The sequence below is a fragment of the Haematobacter sp. genome (assembly GCF_032102465.1).
Taxonomy (GTDB): domain Bacteria; phylum Pseudomonadota; class Alphaproteobacteria; order Rhodobacterales; family Rhodobacteraceae; genus Haematobacter.
Genome location: NZ_DAMDHB010000022.1, coordinates 16,235 through 36,048, shown reverse-complemented (window position 1 = coordinate 36,048; position 19,814 = coordinate 16,235). Strand labels below are relative to the sequence as shown.

Genomic DNA, 19,814 nt, shown 5'->3' with positions numbered 1-19,814 from the left:
GCATGTTATACGGGCCTGGCGGTTGGCTCCGCCGGTCTTTGTGTGGTGTCAGGTGGTATGACGTGGCGTCTTATGCAAGAATGGGGCGAAAGATCACTTCCGCCCTTTCCACTTCGACTCGATTGCCGCAATCGCCCTGCTGACGGCCGCGTCTATAGCGAGATCCGACGTATCGAGCAAGACTGCATCTTCCGCGGGCCTGAGCGGAGCGGTCGTCCGCTCGCTGTCGCGCCGGTCGCGGGCCAGCACATCGGCCAGCACATCCGCATAGTCGCGCCCTTCCTCGGCCTGCCGCCGCCGCGCGCGAACCTCCGGCGAGGCGGTGACATAGAGCTTCACTTCCGCCTCCGGGCAGATCACCGTCCCGATGTCGCGCCCGTCCAGCACGGCGCCTCCGTCCCGCCGCGCGAAGCGGCGCTGAAAGGCCACCAGCGCCGCACGCACCTCTGGAATCGCGGCGACGCGGCTGGCCGCATCCGCGATCTGCGGCTGGCGAAGATCGCCTTCCAGATCATCCGGCCCCAGCGTCTCTGCGGCGGCAACCGCATCCTCCCCGGCCAGCATCCGACGCCCGACCGCCCGGTAGAGCAGCCCGGTGTCCAGATGAGCGAGACCGAAACGCTCCGCGACCGCACGGGAGATGGTGCCCTTGCCGGCAGCCGCTGGCCCGTCGATCGCGACGGTAAAGAAGAAAGACGTCATTCCGTGGCGCATTCCATGAGGATTTCGAGGGGCACCACCTCCAGCGTTGCCGCATGGCAGGCGGCAAGGCGGATGCGCGGTGCGGCACCCTCCTCCCAGGCCTGAAGGAACCGGCCCGCGCAGAGACACCACTTGTCCCCCGGTTGCAGGCCGGGAAAGCCGTATTCCGGCCGTGGCGTGGAGAGGTCATTGCCGAGATATTTGGAGAGCGCGAGAAACTCCGCCGTCATCACGGCACAGACGGAGTGACGCCCGCCGTCCGCCGGTCCGGTATCGCAGCAGCCGTTCCGCCAGAAGCCGGTCATCGGACGGGTGGAACAGGTCTCCAGCGGCTCGCCCAGCACGTTGATCGACGGCAGCCGTCCGCTCTCACTCATCAGCGCGATCCCGGGAGCAGGCGGCGCAGCCGCTCGAAGGGACTGGCAGAGGGCTCCGGCGGGGCTGGCTTCGCGGCTTCAGGCGTCGCGGTCTGCGCTGCGGGTGCCCGTTTGGCCGCCGGTTCGGGCGAAAGCGCCGTCATGAAGCGGGAGGAGTTGCCCTCCGCCAGGTCCGGCGCGCCGCGTTCCACCCCGATCAGCACCTCCTCCAGCCAGGGCGCATCGGCCTTGGCGAAATCGGAGAGCACGTAGCCCGCCACCTTCTCCTTGTCGCCGGGATGGCCGATCCCCAGCCGCACGCGCGCATAGGCCTCGCCGATATGCTGGTGCATGGAGCGCAGACCGTTGTGCCCGGCATGGCCGCCGCCCGCCTTCATCCGCACCTTGCCGGGCGGCAGGTCGAGCTCGTCGTGGAACACCACGATCTCCTGCGGCGTCAGTTTGTAGAAGCGCATGGCCTCCCCCACCGACTGGCCGGAGAGGTTCATGAATGTCTCCGGCTTCAGCAGCACGACCTTCTCGTCGCCCAGACGCCCTTCGGTGATCTGGCCCTGAAATTTCTGCCGCCATGGCGCGAAACCATGGCTGGCGGCAATCCGGTCCACCGCCATGAAGCCGATATTGTGACGGTTTCCGGCATAACGCGATCCGGGATTTCCGAGACCCACGAAAAGTTTCACTGGCGTATCCTCCGGCTGGCCTTCACCTTAGCCGCGCCGCCCCGCCAGCGCAACGCGCCCGCCAGCCCCGCGGCTCCACAGCACGAGGATCTGACGACACATGTACCTGACGATGAATCGCTTCCGCATCAAGCCCGGCTCCGAAACGGTGTTTGAGGAAATCTGGAAAAGCCGCGACAGCCGCCTGAAGGAAGTGCCGGGCTTCATCGCCTTCCACCTGATGCGGGGACCGTCGAAGGAGGATCACACGCTCTATGCCTCCCACACCACCTGGGAATCGGAAGAGGCCTTCCAGGACTGGACCCGGTCGGAGCAGTTCCGCCATGCCCATACGGGCGCGGGCGGACATGCGGATATCTATCTTGGCCGGCCAGAGCTTGAGACCTTCACCGCCGTGCTGGCCGGTTGAGCCGCTCGCCAGCGGTAACGCCGGACCCGTGGAGCAAGGCTCCGCGAGGCGCGGGGGAATGGCGGGCAGCGCCCGCCTGAGCCCGCGCCTTCCCCCCGCGCATGTCGCGCATGTGGAGTGCGCCGCCCGCAGGTCGCCCTCACCCGGAGACCGGCCTGCTCCAGCGACCGGATGTCCAGCGAACACACATACGACCCGCCTTGACCGACCGGAACAGCGGGCCCGCCCTGCGGCGCCAAAGGAAGCCCTGCGGCGCCAAAGGAAAAGGGGCACCGGTTCCCCGATGCCCCTTCCCGAAGGTCGGCCCTTTGCGGGCCGGCTGCACGTCAGAGGCTCACGCCTCTTCCGCGGCAGCCTCCTCATTCTCTTCCGAACGCAGGCCCGACGGCGCGGAGATGTTCGCCACCACGAAATTCCGGTCGATCGTCGGCTTCACGCCGGCGGGGAGCGGGATGTCGTTGATGTGGATCACGTCGCCGATGTTGCTGCCCGACAGGTCCACGGTGATGTGGTCAGGAATGTCACCGGCGGTGACTTCCAGTTCCACTTCGGGACGCACGATGACCAGCGTGCCGCCGCGCTTGAGGCCCGGGGACGTTTCGTGATTCTCGAAGTTCACGTGGATGAACAGGTTGATGCGGCTGTTGCGGTGCAGGCGCATGAAATCGACATGCGTCGGCAGGTCCTTCACCACGTCGCGCTGAACGCCGCGGCAGATGACGCGCACGTCTTCCTGGCCTTCGACCTTCAGGTTGAAGAGCGTCGACATGAAGCGCCCGGCTTTCAGGTGCTTCAGCAGGTAGTTGTAGTTGAGGTTCAGCGCGAGCGGCTCTTTGCCGTCGCCATAAACGATACCGGGTACGTTGCCCTCACGACGAGCTTGACGAGCGGCCCCCTTGCCTGTCCCCGTCCGCACCTCGGCCTGAAGATTCGGGATCTCACCAGCCATAGGATACTCCATTGGTTAAATGCGGCCGCCCATCCTCCAAGGGTGCATGGACGGTCCAAGGTGGCGCCTCTACACGCAGCGGGCCTTTCAGACAAGCACAATCGCCCCTGTCAGGCCCATTCCCCCTCGAAATTCGCGGGCACGTAGAGATTGTGGCGCCCGAGATTCTTCACATCCCGCTCGCCGCAGAGCGCCATGGAGATGTCGAGTTCCCGGTGAATGACGTCGAGCGCGGTCTTGACCCCCTGCTCCCCCATCGCGCCGAGCCCATAGACGAAGGCCCGCCCGACGAACACGCCCTTCGCGCCGAGCGCCACCGCCTTCAGCACGTCCTGTCCCGAACGCACGCCCCCATCCATATAGACCTCCGTCCGGTCGCCCACCGCACGCAGGATCGGCGGCAGCCGCCGGATGGAGGACAGCGCGCCATCGAGCTGCCGCCCGCCATGGTTGGACACGATGATCCCGTCGGCCCCGAAATCGGCGGCGCGCTTCGCATCCTCCTCGTCCAGAACGCCCTTCAGGATGATCTTGCCGCCCCAGAGATCGCGGATCCGCTGGATCTTCTCCCAGTCGAGCTTCGGATCGAACTGCTCCGCCGTCCAGGAGGACAGGGAGGAGACATCGCTCACGTTCTTGGCATGTCCCACGATATTGCCGAAGGTGCGCCGCTTGGTCTGCAGCATCTCCATCCCCCACTGCACCTTCGTGGCGAGGTTCAGGATATTGGCGGGCGTCATCTTCGGCGGGGCGGACAGGCCGTTCTTCAGATCCTTGTGCCGCTGGCCGAGGATCTGCAGATCCAGCGTGATCACAAGGGCAGAACAATTCGCCTTCTTCGCCCGTTCGATCAGCCCCTCCAGAAACTCCGTGTCCCGCATGACGTAGAGCTGAAACCAGAAGGGTTTCACCGTATGGGCGGCGACATCCTCGATGGAGCAGATCGACATGGTGGAGAGGGTGAAAGGCACGCCGAACGTCTCTGCCGCCCGCGCGGCCTTGATCTCCCCGTCCGCGCGCTGCATCCCCGTCAGCCCGACGGGCGCCAGCGCCACCGGCATGGCGACGGGCTGGCCCAGCATCTCGGAGGCCGTCGTCCGCCCCTCCATGTTCACGGCAACCTTCTGGCGCAGGCGGATATCGGCGAAATCGGAGGAGTTCTCGCGGAAGGTCTGCTCGGTCCAGCTTCCCGATTCCGCATAATCGTAGAACATCTTGGGCGTGCGCCGCTTGTAGAGCCGCTTCAGGTCGTCGATCGAGGTAATCACGGTCATGTCAGTCTCCGGGATGGCTTCCTTTTCCTAGGGCCCGGAGGCCCGGGTTTCAACGTCTGTGGGCGCTTGGAACCCGAAGCGGGGCCTCCATGCCGGGCCGGCATTCGCTTTCCCGCCCGCTTTTCGCCGCAGCCACCTTCCCCGCGACCCACCATCCGGGCAGCAGAATGACCGGGAGGCCTAATGCTCCGCGCTCAGCCGCTGCACATGTAAAGTGCGCCTCCCACCGCCACGACAGTGACTGCCGCGCCCGCAAGCGCCACCGGGCCGCCGACGGTCGCCGCCAGCGCCGCGCCAGCCCCCTGAAGGGCGCTGGCGACATGGGCCGCCGTGCCCGACAGCACCACCGCGCCCGCCTGCTGAGCCAGCGCACCGAGCAGGCCCGGCGGTGATTGCTCCGGCGCGGCAGGTTCCTCCACCCGGATGCCCAGACCGGACACCGCCATGACCTCCCCCGCCGTCGCCTTCACCCCCCGGCAGATCAGGCCCGGCTTCCGGCAGCGGCCATACCCATCCCGCGCGCCGGTGGCGAAGCCCGTGTATTGCTCCGCCTCCGCATCCCAGACGGCGCAGAACACGCCCCGCTCCGTATCGTCGAGATCGGGCGTGAGCTGGCGGAGCACGATGAGGCCGGGACAGGTCGCCCCCTTGGCGAACCAGCCCTCCCGGTAGGAGGACCAGACCTCCTCCTCATCATCGAAGGTGAGCGCCACGGGCTCTCCGTTCACCCGCGTCTCGCAGGTGCGCAAGGCGGCATGGGCGGGGAGCGACGACAGCAACAGCAGGAGAAGAACGGCAGCGAATCGGAACATGGGGGAAAACGCCGGTTTTTCCGCTACATACCACAGCAGAGACGCTGCGGCAGGCCCTGCTTTCCCGTCATTCGCACAGCGGGTGGCTTGACTTTCGGGCCGCTTTGGACCATCTTCCGCCGATCCGTTCCGCTGCCGCGTGAGCAGGCCCGGCCAATGTGCCGCCCGGACGGATGAGATTTTCCCGGTTCCCATATCACGCAGGGGCGCCGCGTCCAGACGGCCCGCCGGTATCCGCCGGAGGGTGAGGCCTCGGACGCCACTCTTGCCAGCCGGCACCCGCGCTCCCCGCGGGGGCCTGACCGATGACGCGCGTCCGCGCCCGTTGCCCCGAAAGGCACAGATGACCCAGTTCGATACTCTCGGCCTCGACAAGAGGCTGCTCACCACCCTTGCCAAGCAGGGGCTTACCCAACCCACCCCGATCCAGTCGGGGGCCATTCCGCATGCCATGCAGGGCCGCGACGTTATGGGCCTCGCCCAGACCGGCACCGGCAAGACGGCGGCCTTCGGCCTGCCGATCCTGCACCGGCTCCTGAACATGGGCAAACCGCCCGCGCCCATGACGGTGCGCGCCCTGATCCTCGCCCCCACGCGGGAGCTCGTGAACCAGATCGCGGAGAACCTTGAACTCTACGCCGGCACCTCGCCCATCCGGGTGCAGCGCATCATGGGCGGCTCCTCGCTCCATGCGCAGGCGACCCGTCTGCGCCGCGGCACGGATATCCTCGTCGCGACGCCCGGCCGCCTGATCGACCTTCTGGAGCGGGAGGCGCTGACGCTGGAGCACACGGGCTATCTCGTGCTGGACGAGGCGGACCAGATGCTGGACCTCGGCTTCATCCACGCGCTGCGCAAGATCGCCCGTCACCTGCCGGTGCGCCGGCAGACGCTGCTGTTCTCGGCCACCATGCCGAAGCAGATGGAAGAGCTGGCCCAGACCTACCTGCGCGATCCGGTGCGGGTGGAGGTTTCGCCCCCCGGCAAGGCCGCCGACAAGATCGACCAGTCAGTCTATTTCGTGAATCAGGGCGACAAGGCGACGCTGCTGAAATCGCAGCTCGACAGCCATCCGGGTGAAATGGCGCTGGTCTTTTCCCGCACCAAGCATGGCGCGGAGAAGCTGATGAAGCATCTCGACGCCTCCGGCTATGCGGCCGGATCCATCCATGGCAACAAGAGCCAGAACCACCGGGAACGCACGCTGAAAGCCTTCCGGGACGGCGAGCTGAAGGTGCTGGTCGCCACGGATGTCGCGGCGCGCGGCATCGACATTCCGGGCGTGCGTCATGTCTATAACTACGACATGCCGAACGTGCCGGAGAACTATGTCCACCGCATCGGCCGCACGGCGCGGGCCGGGGCTGACGGGCGGGCCGTGGCTTTCTGCGCTCCTGCCGAGATCTCCGAACTGCGCGCGATCGAAAAGGTGATGAAGATCGCCATTCCCGTCGCAGGCGGCGAACCGCCCGTGGGCGAACCGCAGAAGCGGGCACAGGGCAGGCCGCAGGGAGGGGACCGTCGCGGGGGACCGGGGCGCAACCACGGCAACAGCAACGGCAACGGCCGTCCGGCGCGGCGTCCTTCGCGCCGCCCGAAGCGGGAACAGCGGGCCACCGCGGGGGCATGATCCCCTGGCGCGGCGCTGGGGGCCAATGTCTCCGCGCCGCGCAGCGCATCTGTTTCCGTGCCGCGCCTTTGTCAGGCCGCTGAAAGAGTCGGGCATTGGGCTTATGTTGAGAGCCAGGAAATCGGTACGGTCGAGAGCCAGAACTTGCGGTTTCTCAGACGATCTCCCCACAATGCGGGAACATCTCCGCCTCAGGGCAATCCCGGAATGCATTTTCAGCAGCCTGTCATGGCTTCGCGGCCGAGGGGCAGCGGGGCCACTACCCTATCCGCGGGGTCTCCTGCCCCGTGGGGCTGGACGTCATCAGGGGGGTGCTCCCCGCTGCATCTGCATGCCGGCCCGGAGTGTCGGCATGGCCCTGCTGCCCGCGACCAGGCGATCCTCACCCCGTAAATCCGCACTGAAAATCTGATGGCCAAGCTCTTTCTGCATTACTCGACCATGAACGCGGGCAAGTCCACCGCGTTGCTGCAGGCCGCGCATAACTACCGCGAACGGGGGATGGAGGTGTTGCTCCTCACCTCCGCCGTGGATGACAGGGCCGGCCCGGGGCGGATCGCGTCCCGCATCGGCATTTCCTCCGCCGCCGAATGCTTCTTGCCGGAGGACGATCTTTTCCACAGGATCGCGGAGCGCGCGCCCCTCGCCTGCGTCTTTGTCGATGAGGCACAGTTCCTGACGACACCGCAGGCCTGGCAACTGGCCCGCGCGGTGGACGATCTGGACATACCCGTGATGTGCTACGGCCTCCGCACCGATTTCCGGGGCGATCTGTTCCCCGGTTCCGCGGCGCTTCTGGCACTGGCGGATGAGATCCGGGAGGTCCGCACCGTCTGTCACTGCGGGCGCAAGGCGACCATGGTGGTGCGGCTCGGCCCGGATGGGGCGGCGCTGCGCGAAGGTTCGCAGGTGCAGATCGGCGGCAACGAGAGCTACGTCTCCCTCTGCCGCCGCCACTGGCGCGCCGCGATGGGGGACTGACGCCCGCGCGGCCGGAGAGCGAGGGCCTTCCCCCGCATGGCATTGGGCGCAGCCTCAGCCACCCTGACCCGGCCTAACACCCCTGCCCTAACACCCCGCGAATGCAGAGCCCCAAAAGCAAAGGGCCGCGCCGGGGAGGCGCAGCCCTTCACAAAGCACAAGATACGAAAGAACTCAGTTCTTGGCGTAGAATTCGACGACGAGGTTCGGTTCCATGCGGACCGGATACGGCACATCGCCCAGCTGGGGCGTGCGCACGAAGGTCGCGGTCAGCTTGGAGTTGTCGACTTCGAGGTAGTCCGGCACATCACGCTCGGTCAGCTGAACAGCTTCCAGAACGATGGCAAGTTGCTTGGACTTGTCGCGAACCGCGATCACGTCGCCTTCCTTCACACGGTAGGAGGCGATGTTCACCCGCTGGCCGTTCACGGTCACATGGCCGTGGTTGACGAACTGGCGGGCGGCAAACACGGTCGGAACGAACTTCGCGCGATAGACGACGGCGTCGAGACGACGCTCCAGCAGGCCCACCAAGTTTTCGCCGGTATCGCCACGGACGCGCTCGGCTTCCGCGTAGATACGACGGAACTGCTTCTCGGTCAGGTCGCCGTAGTAGCCCTTCAGCTTCTGCTTGGCGCGCAGCTGCGTACCGAAGTCGGAGAGCTTGTTCTTGCGACGCTGGCCGTGCTGGCCGGGGCCGTATTCGCGCTTGTTCACCGGGGACTTCGGACGGCCCCAGATGTTTTCGCCCATGCGGCGGTCGATCTTGTACTTGGCAGAGGTGCGTTTGGTCACCGCTGATCTCCTTCGATAGGGCCGGAAGGCCGTGAAGGGCGTTGTCCTTTCCCTTGCGGGCGACAGGATTCCCCTCGCGGGGTCCACCAACACCAATGATTCCGCACCCCTGAGGGGGCCGGACGCGGCGGCATATATCGCGGCGCCCGGTCTGTCAATGCGGGGGCAGTCGATTCATCCGGCCCTACCAGCGATACGCTGCGAAAAACCCGGCCGCGCGAAACCCCCGGCCGGGGAGGGAGTGTGCCTCACCCCGCCGAGGCCGCCTCCAGCGAAGCGATATCGAATTTCACCATCCGCATCATCGCTTCCGCCGTGCGCCTTGCGGCTTCCTTGTCCGGTTGGGACATCAGTTCGATCAGGCGACGGGGCACGACCTGCCAGGAAAGCCCCCAGCGGTCGCGGATCCAGCCGCATTCGACCGGCGTTCCTCCACCATCGGCGATGGCGGACCACAGCCTGTCCACCTCCGCCTGATCGTCGCAGAGCAGCGTGATGGAAAAGGCAGGGGTGAACGGCTCGCCATCCCCCGCTTCCATCGCCTGATACCGCTGATCGCCCAGATGAAAGGTCGCCACGCGCACGCTGCCCGCTGGTCCGGCGGGACTGTCGGCGGCCATGGTCCATTGGGTGTCGATGCCCGAGCCGGGAATGAGCGACGTGTAGAACGTCAGCGCGGCATCCATGCCGTTCGCGAACCAGAGGGTCTGCACCACCTCCATCACACGCCCCCCTTCGGGCCGACCAGTCCGAACGCCGCGCCCTCCGGGTCGCTGGCCACGACGATCCAGTCGCCGCCCGGCACCTCCACCGGGCCGACCCGCACCTTGCCCCCGGCGGCCGTCAGCCGCGCCACGGCCGCCGCCACATCATCCACGCCGAAGTAGAACAGCCACGCGGGCGGCGGCGCGGAAGCGTCACCGTTCATCACCGCGCCGAGCACCGTTTCACCCTGCTGGATGAAGCGGTAATCGCCCTGCTCGGGGGAGATGGGCATGCCGCCTCCCGCCGTCCAGCCGAACAGCGCCCCGTAGAAACCAAGGGCCGCCGTCTGATCGGAGGTGGTGAGTTCGTTCCAGCGGCAATGGCCCGGACTGTCCTCGAAAGCATGGCTTTCCCAGCCGTCCTGAAGGGACATGAGGGCGAACATTGCCCCCTGCGGATCGGTGAGGACCGCCAGACGCCCCGCCGCAGGATTGTCCATCGGTCCGGCCAGCACCTTGCCGCCCGCCGCCGCCGTCGATGCGGCGGCGGCATCCACATCCCCGACGGCAGTGTAGGACAGCCAGCCGACCGGCATCTCCGCCGTCGCCGGGAACAGACCGCCCACCATGTCCTCCCCGGCCAGCAGCAGGCGGTAGCCGGGGCGGCCCGCATCCGAGTCCCGGATGGTCCAGCCCAGCAGCGCCCCATAAAAGGCCGCTGCCCGCTCCGGCGCGCGCGTCAGCAGTTCATACCACACCGGGTCGCCATGACGGTTCGCCATGGTCAGGCCACGGTGTCGAGGATGACCTCGAAACCGCCGAACACCATGCGCTTGCCGTCAAAGGGCATGTTCTTTCCCATCTCCTCCATGCGGGGATCGGACATCATCTTTTCAAAGGCGGAATCCCTGACGGAGCGGGACGGGAATTCCATCCAGCTGAATACCACGTCCTCCCCCTCCTCCGCCTTGACCGCGCGGCGGAAGTCGGTCCACTTACCCTCCTTCACGTCGTCGCCCCACGCCTCCACGATGCGGGTCGCGCCGAACTGGCGCAGCAAGGCCGCGCCTTCCTCCGCGTGCTTGCGATAATCCTCCCGCCGGTCGGCGGGGACGGCCAGAATGAAACCTTCGACATAGGACATGACATCTCCTCCCTGAAGAATCGCTTCCCTTGACTTATTGAGTTGATATCAACATAACAACGTCATGTCAAAGAAAGTTCCGTTCCAGACCACGCTCGCCGTCCACGACAGTTGCCTTTGCCTGCATGTGCAGCGCGCGGCCCGCCGCCTTGCGCGGCGGTTTGACGATGCGCTCCGGCCCTTCGGGCTGTCCAACGGGCAGTTCTCCCTGCTGATGGCGCTGAACCAGCCCGAACCGCCGACGCTGGGCCGTGTGGCGGAGATCCTCGCCATGGACCGCACGACGCTTACCGCGGCGTTGAAGCCGCTGGAGCGGGACGGTCTGGCGACCAGCACTCCCGATGCGAAGGACAAACGGCAGCGGCGGCTCGCGCTGACCGAAGCGGGCCATGCACGGCTGCTCGCGGCGCTCCCCGTCTGGCACCGCATCCATGCGGAGCTGACATCGGCGCTGGCCGAGGAGGACGACCGTCTGCGCAGCCTGCTTGCCGCGCTCTAACAGGCTGCTGAAAACGTTCGGAAGTGTCGTTTCCATGCTCTGGAAATCGGGAAATCAGCCCGGAATATGTAGATTTCCGGCTGACCTTTACCAGAGCGCGAACGATCTCCGCTCCAACGCGGAGCCGAAAATCTTTTTCAGCGGCCTGCTAACCCGTGGAGAGGGCAAGGTCGATGCGGTGGCCCGGCGCGAAGAACTGCCGGACATGGGTGATGACCGCCGCCTCCCGCCGGGTGGAGCGTTCGACGACCAGCAGCGCCGCCCCTGCCGCCGCGCCCAGATGTCTGGCCACCTCCTCCTCCGCCGCTTCTGCGGAGATGCGCATGTCGCCCGCGCTGAAGGGGGTGTTCTCCACCAGCCATTCATTGGCGCTGACGCGCTCCAGATCGACGGCAAGAATCTCGGGCACGGCAGCGGGGTTGATCCAGCGGTCCTCGAACACATGCGGCGCATCATCCGCGAGATGCAGGGAGCGGAGATGCAGGAGCGCGCGCGCCGGATCGAGCCCGAGCCGCAGGGCCAGCGCCGCCGGTGGCGGCTCCGTCCTGCGGGATATCAGCCGATAGCCATAGGCCGCGCCGCTTTCCTCCACATCGCGGTGAAGGACGGGTATCTCGAGCTGCGCCCGGCCCGCGGGGGCCGCGGCGACGCGGGTGCCCGCGCGGCGGCGGCGTTCCAGCACGCCCGCCGCAGCAAGGTCGCGGAGCGCGCGGTTCACCGTCGCCCGCGCGCAGCCGAACTCCACGGCGAGATCGGCCTCGTTCGGGATGGAGGTGCCGGGTGGCCAGTCACGGGCGCGGATGCGGCGAAGCACTTCGTCGCGGATCGCCTGCCACGAGGCGCCGGAGCGTATCTGGGCGACGGTCAGAGCCGCGCCCTCAGCCGGGCCAGCGTCTCTCGGTAGCGGGCGGCGATCCGGTCCCGCGAAACATGCCGCCCCTCCGTCACCACATGCCGCCCGGCGGACCAGACATCGCTCACCATCCGGTCATCGCCCGCGAAGATGTAGCTGTCGAGGATCACATCCCCCCGCCGTCCATCCAGATCGACCGCCCCGCCGTCCAGCGCCACGAGATCCGCCCAGAGACCAGGCGCGATGCCGCCCGCGGCGCGGCCCGCCGCCTGGGCACCGCCCTTGACCGCGCCCTCGAACAGCACCCGGCCCGTGGACCGCTTCTGCTCCGCCAGCACCGCGCGGGCGCGGTCGCGCAGCCGCTGGGAATACTCCAGCGTGCGAAGCTCCTCCGCCAGCGCGATGCGGACGTTGGAGTCGGAGCCGACACCGAAGGCGCCGCCCGCGTCCAGAAACCGCCGCCCGTCGAAGATCCCGTCGCCGAGGTTCGACTCCGTGATCGGGCAGAGACCCGCCACCGCCCCGGAGCGCGCCATCGCCTCCGTCTCCGCCGGTTCCATCTGCGTGGCATGGATCAGGCACCAGCGCTCATCGACAGCGGCATTGTCGAGCAGCCAGCGCACCGGGCGGGCGCCGCGATGGGCCAGCACCTCCTCCACCTCTGCCACCTGCTCGGCCACATGGATATGTACCGGCCCATCGGGCGCGAGCGGTAGAACGGCCGCCAGCCCCTCCGGGTCCGCGGCGCGGAGGGAATGCGGCGCGATGCCGATCCGCGCATCGCCGGGCAGCGTCGCCACCGCCTGCGCAGCGGCGGCATGCAGCACCGCGAAACTGTCGGGCGTGTTGAAGAACCGCATCTGCCCCGGGCCCAGCGGGCGCCGGTCGCAGCCGCCATACTGGTAGAACACCGGCAGCAGGGTAAGCCCGATGCCGGTATCGGCCGCTGCCGCCACGATCCGGGCCGACATCTCTGCGGGATCGGCGTAGGGCGCGCCGTTGGGCGCATTGTGGAGGTAGTGGAACTCCGCGACGGCGGCATAGCCCGCCTCCAGCATCTCCACCTGCACGAGCGCGGCAATGGCTTCCACATCTTCCGGCGTCAGATGGTCGAGGAAGCGATACATCAGCCCCCGCCACGTCCAGAAACTGTCCTTCGGATCGGGGCCACGCCGTTCGGTCAGCCCCGCCATCGCGCGTTGAAACGCATGCGAGTGCAGGTTGACCGGCGCGGGCAGCAGGATCGGATGGCGCTCGCCCTCCGCCTCCGTCCCGCAGGTCACGGAGAGGATGCGGCCCTCCGCAATCTCGATCCGCACGCCGTCGCGCCAGCCCTCCGGCGTCAAGGCGGTTTCGGCCCATAGAATGGTCATGGCAGTGTCTCCAGCCGGATGAGCAGAACTTCCGCACCCTCCGGCAAATGCAGCGTCTCGTCTCGGTCGGGTATCAGAGTGTCGAACCGGGCGACATCAATCCCGTTCACGGTGAACGCAGTCAGGGCAAAAAGAAGCATGTGGCGCGCCCCCGGCAAACCGCCGGAATCGCTCACCGGCAGGTCGCCAGCGCCCCGTGCAGTGGAAGCGGGCTGACCGGTGCCCGCCCGCAGGCCGGGAACCAACGCGGGGTTGAGGACCACGGTGGGGTTGGGAACCACGGCAGGGTTGAGGACCATGGCGGGCCCGGTCTGCCGTGTCACCTCGTGAGAGACCCTGCCCCGGCGCGTCATGACGTTCAGGTCCGTCACCTCACCCGCCAGCAGGCGGGAAGCGGCGGGCACGTCGCCCGGAAAGGCGAAGGGCACGCCGGGCGTCAGCCGCGCCTCCCGCCCGGCCACGGTAAGGACGATCCCCGCGCCGGTCAGAACCGTCAGCGTCCTGTCCACGCCGGGAAAGGTCGAGAACGCGCCATCCTCCGCCACCGTCGCCATGGAGAGCCGCCAGTCGAACTCCCCCGTCTCCGGCGCACGCGCGATCTCCCGGGTGAGGCCACCGCCATTCTTCCACGGCTGGGTCACGTAATCCCCGGCGGAAAGATGCCTCATGCCTTGCCCTCCAGCCCGGCGGAGGCCGCGTCCGAAGCCCCCGGCACCCGCATCTCGAACGTCTCGCTGATGGCGGCGTAATCGTAATAGCCCATGCGGGCGAGCGGGCGGATGCGGGGATAGTCGAGCTTCCCCTCCGGGGTCAGGACGCTGTCCTTCACGTGGATGCGGACCACCTCGCCATAGACCACCTCCACCCAGCCGTGGCTGGAATTGCCGCGCAGGCGGTGGGTGGAAAGGTAGCGGCATTCGAAATGCGCGGGACTTTCCGCAACACGGGGGCCGGGGGCCTCCACGCAGGGTTCTGGGGTGACACCGGCGCGGAGGAACTCGTCATCCCCGTCGGGCCATTCGGCGGCGGAGATGTTCACCGCCTCCCGCAGCTCCCATGTCGCCATGTTCCAGACGAACCAGCCCGTCTCCTCGGCGTTCACCACCGAATGCTTGCGGCGGCCGTCCGAATACTGGTTGGCCGCAAACATCACCATCGGCGGGTCGAAGGTCAGGTTCTGCCACTGGCTGTAGGGTGCGAGGTTCGCCACCCCCGATCGCGAGACGGTGGAGATCCAGCCGATGGGGCGCGGCACCGTGCAGGCCTTGAAAGGCGAGAACGGCAGCGGGCAGGCCTCGCGTCCGGGGGCGTAGTCCATCTCAGTTCCCCAGAATGCCGGGCAGGCGCAGCCCGTGTTCCGTGGCGCAGTCGATGGCGATGTCGTAGCCGGCATCGGCGTGGCGCATCACACCCGTGGCCGGGTCGTTCCACAGCACCCGCTCGATCCGGCGCGCGGCATCCTCCGTCCCGTCGCAGCAGATGACCATGCCCGCATGCTGGCTGAAGCCCATGCCCACGCCGCCGCCATGATGCAGCGACACCCAGGTCGCGCCGGAGGCGGTGTTCAGCAGGGCATTGAGCAGTGGCCAGTCAGACACGGTGTCTGACCCGTCGCGCATCGCCTCCGTCTCCCGGTTGGGGCTGGCGACGGAGCCGGAGTCGAGGTGATCCCGCCCGATCACCACCGGGGCCTTCAGCTCGCCGTTGGCCACCATCTCGTTGAAGGCAAGGCCCAGCCGGTGCCGGTCGCCCAGCCCCACCCAGCAGATCCGCGCGGGCAGACCCTGAAACGCGATCCGGTCCGCCGCCATGTCCAGCCAGTTGTGCAGATGCGGGTTGTCCGGGATCAGCTCCTTCACCTTGGCATCGGTTTTCGCGATATCCTCCGGGTCGCCCGACAGCGCCGCCCAGCGGAACGGCCCGATGCCGCGGCAGAACAGCGGCCGGATGCAGGCGGGCACGAAGCCGGGGAAGGCGAAGGCGCGCTCGAACCCTTCTTCCAGCGCCATCTGGCGGATGTTGTTGCCGTAATCCACCGTGGGCACGCCCGCGTCGTGGAAGCCCACCATCGCCTCCACATGCCGCCGCATGGAGGCGCGGGCCGCGCGGTTCACCGCTTCCGGGTCGCTCTCCTGCTTTGCGCGCCATTCGGCGACGCCCCAGCCCTCGGGCAGGTAGCCGTGCACCGGATCATGGGCAGAGGTCTGATCCGTCACGATGTCCGGGCGGATGCCGCGTTTCAGGAGCTCGGGGAAGATCTCGGCGGCATTGCCCACCAGACCCACGGATTTCGCCTCCCCCGCCTTCGTCCAGCGGTCGATCTTTTCCAGCGCCTCGTCCAGCGTATGGGCCTTTTCATCGACGTAACGGGTGCGCAGGCGGAAATCGATGCGGCTTTCGTCGCATTCCACCGCCAGACAGCAGGCGCCCGCCATCACGGCGGCCAGCGGCTGCGCGCCGCCCATGCCGCCCAGGCCACCGGTCAGCACCCATTTTCCCTTGAGATCGCCGTTGTAATGCTGGCGGCCCAGTTCCACGAAGGTCTCGTAGGTGCCCTGCACGATGCCCTGCGCGCCGATGTAGATCCAAGACCCGGCCGTCATCTGGCCGTACATCATCAGGCCCTTGCGATCGAGTTCGTTGAAATGCTCCCAGTTCGCCCAATGCGGCACGATGTTGGAATTGGCGATCAGCACGCGCGGCGCGTCCTTGTGGGTGCGGAACACGCCCACCGGCTTGCCGGATTGCACCAGCAGCGTCTCGTCGTCGTTGAGCGTCTTCAGCGTCGCGACGATCCGGTCGAAATCGGCCCATGTCCGGGCCGCCCGCCCGATGCCGCCATAGACCACAAGGTCATGCGGGCGCTCCGCCACGTCGGGGTGGAGGTTGTTCATCAGCATCCGCAGCGGTGCTTCGGTGAGCCAGCTTTTCGCGTTCAGTTCCGTGCCGGTCGGCGGGAAGATGTCGCGCTGGTTGTGGCGGGGATCGGCGTTCATGGCGTTATTCCTTGCGGGCAAGCGCAGCCGCAAGCGCGGCGAGGCGGTGGAGGATCAGGGAAAGATGCGGGCGGAGCCGCGCGGCCTTCGTCTCGTCATAGGCGAAGGGTTGGCCTTCGGTGGAAAGGTGGGTGGATTGGGCAAGCTCCATCTGTATCGCGTGGATGCCCTCAAGGGGCCGCCCGTAGTGGCGCGTCGTCCAGCCGCCCTTGAAGCGCCCGTTAAGGACATGCGTATAGCCCTCCGCCGCGGTGGTGACGCCGGTCAAGGCCTCCGCCACCTGCGGTGCGCAGGTCGTGCCGTTGTTGGTGCCCACGTTGAAATCGGGGAGCGTACCCTCGAACAGGAAGGGGATGCGGCTGCGGATCGAATGGCAGTCATAGAGGATCGCCACGCCATGCCTTGCCCGCACCCGCTCCACCTGCGCGGCCAGTGCCGCGTGATAGGGCGCATGGAAGGCCAGCCGCCGCCGCTCCACCTCCGCCGCATCGGGCGTCTCCGCCCAGATCGGGTTGCCGTCGAAATCGGTGAGCGGCACGAGGCCGGTAGTGTTCTGCCCGGGATACAGGCTCTCCCCCGACGGATCGCGGTTCGCGTCGATCACGTAGCGGTGGAACCGCGCCCGGACCGTGGTGACGCCGGGCAGCAGGTCCGCATAGAGCCGCTCGATGTGCCAGTCCGTATCGTCCAGCCCCCGGCCCCGCTCGTTCAGCGTCTTTGCCACGTCATTCGGCACCCATGTGCCGGTATGCGGCAGGCCCAGAATGACCGGCCCCTCCCCTTCGGAAACCTCGAATACCTGCATTGTCATCCTTCCAATCCGGCCTCCAGTCTGGGCAGCATGTCGGCGACCGGCGCGGTCAGCGCGCAGCGGGCCACCAGCGCCGCCGCTGCCGCCAGATCGGGGGCCATGTAGCGGTCCTGCGTCAGGGTCGGCACCACGCCGCGCACCACGGCCATCACCCTGCCAAGGCCCGGGCTGGTCGCCAGCGGCGCACGGAATTCGATGCCCTGCGTGGCGGTCAGCGCCTCTATCCCCAGAATGGCGTTTAGGTTCTCCACCATCCGCAGCAGCGGCCGCGCGCCGTGGCAGGCCATGGAGACGTGATCCTCCTGATTGGCCGATGTGGGCGTCGAATCGACCGAGGCCGGGTGGGTCATCTGCTTGTTTTCGCTCATCAAGGCGGCGGAGGTGACCTCTGCGATCATCAGCCCGGAGTTCAGCCCCGGCTCCGCCGCCAGAAACGCGGGCAGCCCGAAAGACAGCGCCGGATCCACCAGAAGCGCGATCCGCCGCTGGGCGATCGCCCCGATCTCCGACACGGCCAGCGCGAGGATGTCGGCGGCGAAGGCCACCGGCTCCGCATGGAAATTGCCGCCGGAGACCACGCTGTCATCGGTCAGCACCAGCGGGTTATCCGTCACCGCATTCGCCTCCACCTCCAGCGTGCGGCCCACTTGCCGGATCAGGTCGAGCGCCGCGCCGTCCACCTGCGGCTGGCAGCGGATGCAGTAGGGATCCTGCACGCGGGTATCGCCCTCCAGATGGCTTTCGCGGATCGCCGAGCCGTCCAGCAGCGCGGCGAGCGCCGCGCCCGCGTCGATCTGGCCGCGATGGCCGCGCAGGCGGTGGATTTCCGGGTGGAAGGGCGCGGACGACCCCATCGCCGCATCGGTGGAGAGCGCGCCCGTCACCAGCGCCGCCTGCGCCGCCCGATGCGCGCCGAACAGCCCGGCCAGCGCCAGAGCGGTGGAAACCTGCGTACCGTTGATGAGGGCCAACCCCTCCTTGGCGGCCAGAACCACGGGGGACAGGCCCGCCTGCATCAGCGCATCGCGGCCCGGAAGACGGGTGCCGCCGACGACGGCCTCCCCCTCGCCCATCATCACGGCGGCCATATGGGCGAGCGGCGCCAGGTCACCCGACGCGCCCACCGACCCCTGTCCCGGAATGACCGGCACGACCCCCCGCGCCAGCATCTCCTCCAGAAGCGCCGTCACCGCCGGCCGCACGCCGGAGGCACCCCGCCCCAGCGACACGAGCTTCAGCGCCAGGATCAGCCGCACCACCGGTTCGGGCAGCTGCTCCCCCACGCCGCAGCAATGCGACAGGATCAGGTTGCGCTGGAGCGTCGCGGTATCGGCGGCCCCGATGCGGATGGAGGCGAGCTTGCCAAAGCCGGTGTTCACGCCATAGACGGCCTCGTTCCCCGCAGCGATGGCGGCGATGCGCGCCGCGGCCCGCGCGATCCCCGGCGCAGTCGCCGGGTCCAGCCGCGCGGCAGCGCCGTCGCGATATATGCGTTCAAGCTGGGCAAGCGTCACCTGCCCCGGTGTCAGCGTGATCGTCATTCGGCAAATCCGCGATAGACCCGCTGATGCGCGGGATTGAAGCCCAGCCAGTAGACCAGTTCCGCAGGCGACCCGATCTGCCACAGGGTGAAGTCGGCGCTCTTGCCCGCCTCCAGCGTGCCCGTCTCCGCCAGAAGGCCAAGCGCGCGCGCGCCCTCCCGCGTGACCCCGGCCAGACATTCCGCCACCGTCAGGCGGAACAGCGTGGCGCCAAGGTTCATCGTCAGCAGCAGGGAGGTGAGCGGGGAGCTTCCGGGGTTGCAGTCGGTGGCAAGCGCGATGGGCACGCCCGCCTCGCGCAGACCGGCAACGGGGGGCATCTGCGCCTCCCGGATCGCATAGGTCGCACCGGGCAGCAGCACGGCGACCGTCCCCGCCGCCTCCATCGCCGCAATGCCCGTGGCGTCGAGATATTCCAGATGGTCGCAGGACAGCGCGCCATATCCCGCCGCGAAGGCACTGCCGCCGGAATCCGACAGCTGCTCCGCATGGAGTTTCACCGGCAGGCCGAGCGCCCGCGCCCTCTCGAAGAGCGGGCGAAGCTCCTCCGTGGTGAAGGCGATCCGCTCGCAGAACCCGTCCACCGCGTCGATCAGCCCCTCCTCATGCCCCTGTTCCAGCCCGGGGATGGCGACCTCCCGGATGTAGTCGGCATTCCGGCCGCGGTAATCCGGCGGCACGGCATGGGCGGCGAGCCATGTCGTCCTGACCCGCACACTCCGCATCCTGCCCAGACGACGGGCGACGCGCAGCATCCGGAGTTCGGCCCCGATGTTCAGCCCGTAGCCAGACTTGATCTCGACGGTGGAGGTGCCCTCCGCCAGCATGGCGTCCAGCCGGGGGAGGCTTTCGGCCAGCAGGCGATCCTCCTCCGCCGCATTCACCGCGGCGACGGAGGAGAGGATGCCGCCCCCCGCCCGGGCGATATCCTCGTAGCTCGCCCCGGCCAGGCGCATCTCGAACTCCCGCGCGCGGTTGCCGGCAAAGACCAGATGCGTGTGGCAATCTACGAAGGAGGGCAGGATCCACGCCCCGGCGCAATCCGTGACGGAAAGATCATCCAGACCCTCCGGCAGCCCCGCCTCCGGCCCGGCATAGATGATCCGCCCGTCCCGCACCGCCACCGCGCCCTGCTCCACCGGAGCGGCGCCTTCGACCATCGTCAGGAGGCGGGCATTGCGCCACAGACCGGAGCCGTTGCCGCCTGCGCCGTCAGAAAAGAGTTCCATGTCGCTCTCCGTCCGATTCGCCTAATATGTATGTACATATTAGCACCTATTTTCC

The 19,814-nt window shown here is 67.7% G+C and carries 22 protein-coding genes; 4 read left to right on the top strand and 18 right to left on the bottom strand.

The features are described 5' to 3' along the window. Positions 1-93 precede the first annotated feature (93 nt). The 3 genes from RT513_RS13765 to pth are packed head-to-tail and all read right to left on the bottom strand — an operon-like array spanning position 94 to position 1,759. Positions 94-702, bottom strand: coding sequence for a d(CMP) kinase (locus RT513_RS13765; protein ID WP_290688016.1), 609 nt, complete (start codon positions 700-702; stop codon positions 94-96). Next, positions 699-1,079, bottom strand: a complete 381-nt coding sequence (locus tag RT513_RS13760) for a DUF2237 family protein (RefSeq protein ID WP_088216713.1) — start codon at positions 1,077-1,079, stop codon at positions 699-701. Before RT513_RS13760 ends, RT513_RS13765 begins: the two co-directional genes overlap by 4 nt. Continuing rightward, positions 1,079-1,759, bottom strand: coding sequence for an aminoacyl-tRNA hydrolase (gene pth / locus RT513_RS13755; RefSeq protein WP_290688013.1), 681 nt, complete (start codon positions 1,757-1,759; stop codon positions 1,079-1,081). Before pth ends, RT513_RS13760 begins: the two co-directional genes overlap by 1 nt. 100 nt (positions 1,760-1,859) lie before the next feature. Here pth and RT513_RS13750 point away from each other — a divergent pair, with 100 nt between their 5' ends. Continuing rightward, complete coding sequence (locus tag RT513_RS13750; RefSeq protein ID WP_290688012.1) at positions 1,860-2,168, top strand: antibiotic biosynthesis monooxygenase; 309 nt, start codon at positions 1,860-1,862, stop codon at positions 2,166-2,168. Between the two features lie 334 nt (positions 2,169-2,502). Here the strand turns inward: RT513_RS13750 and RT513_RS13745 are convergent, their stop codons facing one another. The 3 genes from RT513_RS13745 to RT513_RS13735 form a co-directional block, all read right to left on the bottom strand. Continuing rightward, positions 2,503-3,117 carry a 50S ribosomal protein L25/general stress protein Ctc gene (locus RT513_RS13745; protein WP_088216710.1) on the bottom strand — a complete coding sequence of 205 codons (615 nt, stop codon included), beginning with the start codon at positions 3,115-3,117 and terminating at the stop codon, positions 2,503-2,505. 110 nt (positions 3,118-3,227) lie between these two features. Then, positions 3,228-4,391, bottom strand: coding sequence for an alpha-hydroxy acid oxidase (locus RT513_RS13740; protein WP_088216709.1), 1,164 nt, complete (start codon positions 4,389-4,391; stop codon positions 3,228-3,230). 194 nt (positions 4,392-4,585) lie between these two features. Next, positions 4,586-5,203, bottom strand: a complete 618-nt coding sequence (locus RT513_RS13735; RefSeq protein ID WP_290688009.1) for a hypothetical protein — start codon at positions 5,201-5,203, stop codon at positions 4,586-4,588. Between the two features lie 343 nt (positions 5,204-5,546). Between RT513_RS13735 and RT513_RS13730 the strand changes: the two genes are divergently transcribed. Together RT513_RS13730 and RT513_RS13725 are read left to right on the top strand one after the other, a co-directional pair. Beyond that, the gene (locus RT513_RS13730) at positions 5,547-6,833 is read left to right on the top strand and encodes a DEAD/DEAH box helicase (RefSeq protein ID WP_088216707.1); all 1,287 of its coding nucleotides are present in this window, start codon (positions 5,547-5,549) and stop codon (positions 6,831-6,833) included. 411 nt (positions 6,834-7,244) lie between these two features. Beyond that, on the top strand, positions 7,245-7,814 hold the full coding sequence (locus RT513_RS13725; RefSeq protein WP_290688006.1) for a thymidine kinase: 570 nt from the start codon (positions 7,245-7,247) through the stop codon (positions 7,812-7,814). A gap of 174 nt (positions 7,815-7,988) precedes the next feature. On the opposite strand, the gene rpsD is transcribed toward RT513_RS13725, so the two are convergent. The 4 genes from rpsD to RT513_RS13705 form a co-directional block, all read right to left on the bottom strand. Then, complete coding sequence (gene rpsD / locus RT513_RS13720) at positions 7,989-8,609, bottom strand: 30S ribosomal protein S4 (protein ID WP_088216705.1); 621 nt, start codon at positions 8,607-8,609, stop codon at positions 7,989-7,991. A 248-nt stretch (positions 8,610-8,857) separates the two neighbouring features. Then, positions 8,858-9,331, bottom strand: coding sequence for a VOC family protein (locus RT513_RS13715; protein ID WP_290688003.1), 474 nt, complete (start codon positions 9,329-9,331; stop codon positions 8,858-8,860). Continuing rightward, positions 9,331-10,095, bottom strand: a complete 765-nt coding sequence (locus tag RT513_RS13710) for a VOC family protein (RefSeq protein WP_290688001.1) — start codon at positions 10,093-10,095, stop codon at positions 9,331-9,333. Before RT513_RS13710 ends, RT513_RS13715 begins: the two co-directional genes overlap by 1 nt. A 2-nt stretch (positions 10,096-10,097) precedes the next feature. After that, on the bottom strand, positions 10,098-10,457 hold the full coding sequence (locus RT513_RS13705; RefSeq protein ID WP_088216702.1) for a DUF1428 domain-containing protein: 360 nt from the start codon (positions 10,455-10,457) through the stop codon (positions 10,098-10,100). A 64-nt stretch (positions 10,458-10,521) separates the two neighbouring features. On the opposite strand from RT513_RS13705, the gene RT513_RS13700 reads away from it, so the two are divergent. Then, positions 10,522-10,956 carry a MarR family winged helix-turn-helix transcriptional regulator gene (locus RT513_RS13700; RefSeq protein ID WP_290687998.1) on the top strand — a complete coding sequence of 145 codons (435 nt, stop codon included), beginning with the start codon at positions 10,522-10,524 and terminating at the stop codon, positions 10,954-10,956. Between the two features lie 148 nt (positions 10,957-11,104). On the opposite strand, the gene RT513_RS13695 is transcribed toward RT513_RS13700, so the two are convergent. From RT513_RS13695 to hutI, 8 genes are read right to left on the bottom strand one after another with little or no spacing between them, the layout of a single operon-like run. Further along, the gene (locus tag RT513_RS13695; RefSeq protein ID WP_290688050.1) at positions 11,105-11,782 is read right to left on the bottom strand and encodes a UTRA domain-containing protein; all 678 of its coding nucleotides are present in this window, start codon (positions 11,780-11,782) and stop codon (positions 11,105-11,107) included. 38 nt (positions 11,783-11,820) lie between these two features. Next, entirely contained in the window at positions 11,821-13,182 is a 1,362-nt protein-coding gene (locus RT513_RS13690; RefSeq protein ID WP_290687996.1) for a formimidoylglutamate deiminase, read from the bottom strand. Beyond that, a complete protein-coding gene (locus RT513_RS13685) occupies positions 13,179-13,850 on the bottom strand; it encodes a HutD family protein (protein ID WP_290687994.1) in 672 nt (223 codons plus the stop codon). The genes RT513_RS13690 and RT513_RS13685 overlap by 4 nt, the downstream gene beginning before the upstream one ends. Next, the gene (locus RT513_RS13680) at positions 13,847-14,500 is read right to left on the bottom strand and encodes a flavin reductase family protein (protein WP_290687989.1); all 654 of its coding nucleotides are present in this window, start codon (positions 14,498-14,500) and stop codon (positions 13,847-13,849) included. The genes RT513_RS13685 and RT513_RS13680 overlap by 4 nt, the downstream gene beginning before the upstream one ends. 1 nt (position 14,501) lies before the next feature. Beyond that, complete coding sequence (hutU, locus tag RT513_RS13675) at positions 14,502-16,178, bottom strand: urocanate hydratase (protein ID WP_290687987.1); 1,677 nt, start codon at positions 16,176-16,178, stop codon at positions 14,502-14,504. Positions 16,179-16,182: 4 nt separating this feature from the next. Then, a complete protein-coding gene (hutG, locus tag RT513_RS13670) occupies positions 16,183-16,983 on the bottom strand; it encodes an N-formylglutamate deformylase (protein WP_290688048.1) in 801 nt (266 codons plus the stop codon). 2 nt (positions 16,984-16,985) lie between these two features. Next, positions 16,986-18,530, bottom strand: a complete 1,545-nt coding sequence (gene hutH, locus RT513_RS13665) for a histidine ammonia-lyase (protein WP_290687985.1) — start codon at positions 18,528-18,530, stop codon at positions 16,986-16,988. Continuing rightward, complete coding sequence (gene hutI, locus RT513_RS13660) at positions 18,527-19,759, bottom strand: imidazolonepropionase (RefSeq protein ID WP_290687983.1); 1,233 nt, start codon at positions 19,757-19,759, stop codon at positions 18,527-18,529. Before hutI ends, hutH begins: the two co-directional genes overlap by 4 nt. Positions 19,760-19,814: the final 55 nt, after the last annotated feature.

Excerpts from the sequence above, each read along its gene's own strand:
- RT513_RS13765 (WP_290688016.1), bottom strand. The coding sequence starts at position 702 with ATGACGTCTTTCTTCTTTACCGTCGCGATCGACGGGCCAGCGGCTGCC.
- RT513_RS13760 (WP_088216713.1), bottom strand. The coding sequence starts at position 1,079 with ATGAGTGAGAGCGGACGGCTGCCGTCGATCAACGTGCTGGGCGAGCCG.
- RT513_RS13750 (WP_290688012.1), top strand. The coding sequence starts at position 1,860 with ATGTACCTGACGATGAATCGCTTCCGCATCAAGCCCGGCTCCGAAACG.
- RT513_RS13745 (WP_088216710.1), bottom strand. The coding sequence starts at position 3,117 with ATGGCTGGTGAGATCCCGAATCTTCAGGCCGAGGTGCGGACGGGGACA.
- RT513_RS13740 (WP_088216709.1), bottom strand. The coding sequence starts at position 4,391 with ATGACCGTGATTACCTCGATCGACGACCTGAAGCGGCTCTACAAGCGG.
- RT513_RS13735 (WP_290688009.1), bottom strand. The coding sequence starts at position 5,203 with ATGTTCCGATTCGCTGCCGTTCTTCTCCTGCTGTTGCTGTCGTCGCTC.
- RT513_RS13730 (WP_088216707.1), top strand. The coding sequence starts at position 5,547 with ATGACCCAGTTCGATACTCTCGGCCTCGACAAGAGGCTGCTCACCACC.
- RT513_RS13725 (WP_290688006.1), top strand. The coding sequence starts at position 7,245 with ATGGCCAAGCTCTTTCTGCATTACTCGACCATGAACGCGGGCAAGTCC.
- RT513_RS13715 (WP_290688003.1), bottom strand. The coding sequence starts at position 9,331 with ATGGAGGTGGTGCAGACCCTCTGGTTCGCGAACGGCATGGATGCCGCG.
- RT513_RS13710 (WP_290688001.1), bottom strand. The coding sequence starts at position 10,095 with ATGGCGAACCGTCATGGCGACCCGGTGTGGTATGAACTGCTGACGCGC.
- RT513_RS13705 (WP_088216702.1), bottom strand. The coding sequence starts at position 10,457 with ATGTCCTATGTCGAAGGTTTCATTCTGGCCGTCCCCGCCGACCGGCGG.
- RT513_RS13700 (WP_290687998.1), top strand. The coding sequence starts at position 10,522 with ATGTCAAAGAAAGTTCCGTTCCAGACCACGCTCGCCGTCCACGACAGT.
- RT513_RS13690 (WP_290687996.1), bottom strand. The coding sequence starts at position 13,182 with ATGACCATTCTATGGGCCGAAACCGCCTTGACGCCGGAGGGCTGGCGC.
- RT513_RS13685 (WP_290687994.1), bottom strand. The coding sequence starts at position 13,850 with ATGAGGCATCTTTCCGCCGGGGATTACGTGACCCAGCCGTGGAAGAAT.
- RT513_RS13680 (WP_290687989.1), bottom strand. The coding sequence starts at position 14,500 with ATGGACTACGCCCCCGGACGCGAGGCCTGCCCGCTGCCGTTCTCGCCT.
- hutU (WP_290687987.1), bottom strand. The coding sequence starts at position 16,178 with ATGAACGCCGATCCCCGCCACAACCAGCGCGACATCTTCCCGCCGACC.
- hutG (WP_290688048.1), bottom strand. The coding sequence starts at position 16,983 with ATGCAGGTATTCGAGGTTTCCGAAGGGGAGGGGCCGGTCATTCTGGGC.
- hutH (WP_290687985.1), bottom strand. The coding sequence starts at position 18,530 with ATGACGATCACGCTGACACCGGGGCAGGTGACGCTTGCCCAGCTTGAA.
- hutI (WP_290687983.1), bottom strand. The coding sequence starts at position 19,759 with ATGGAACTCTTTTCTGACGGCGCAGGCGGCAACGGCTCCGGTCTGTGG.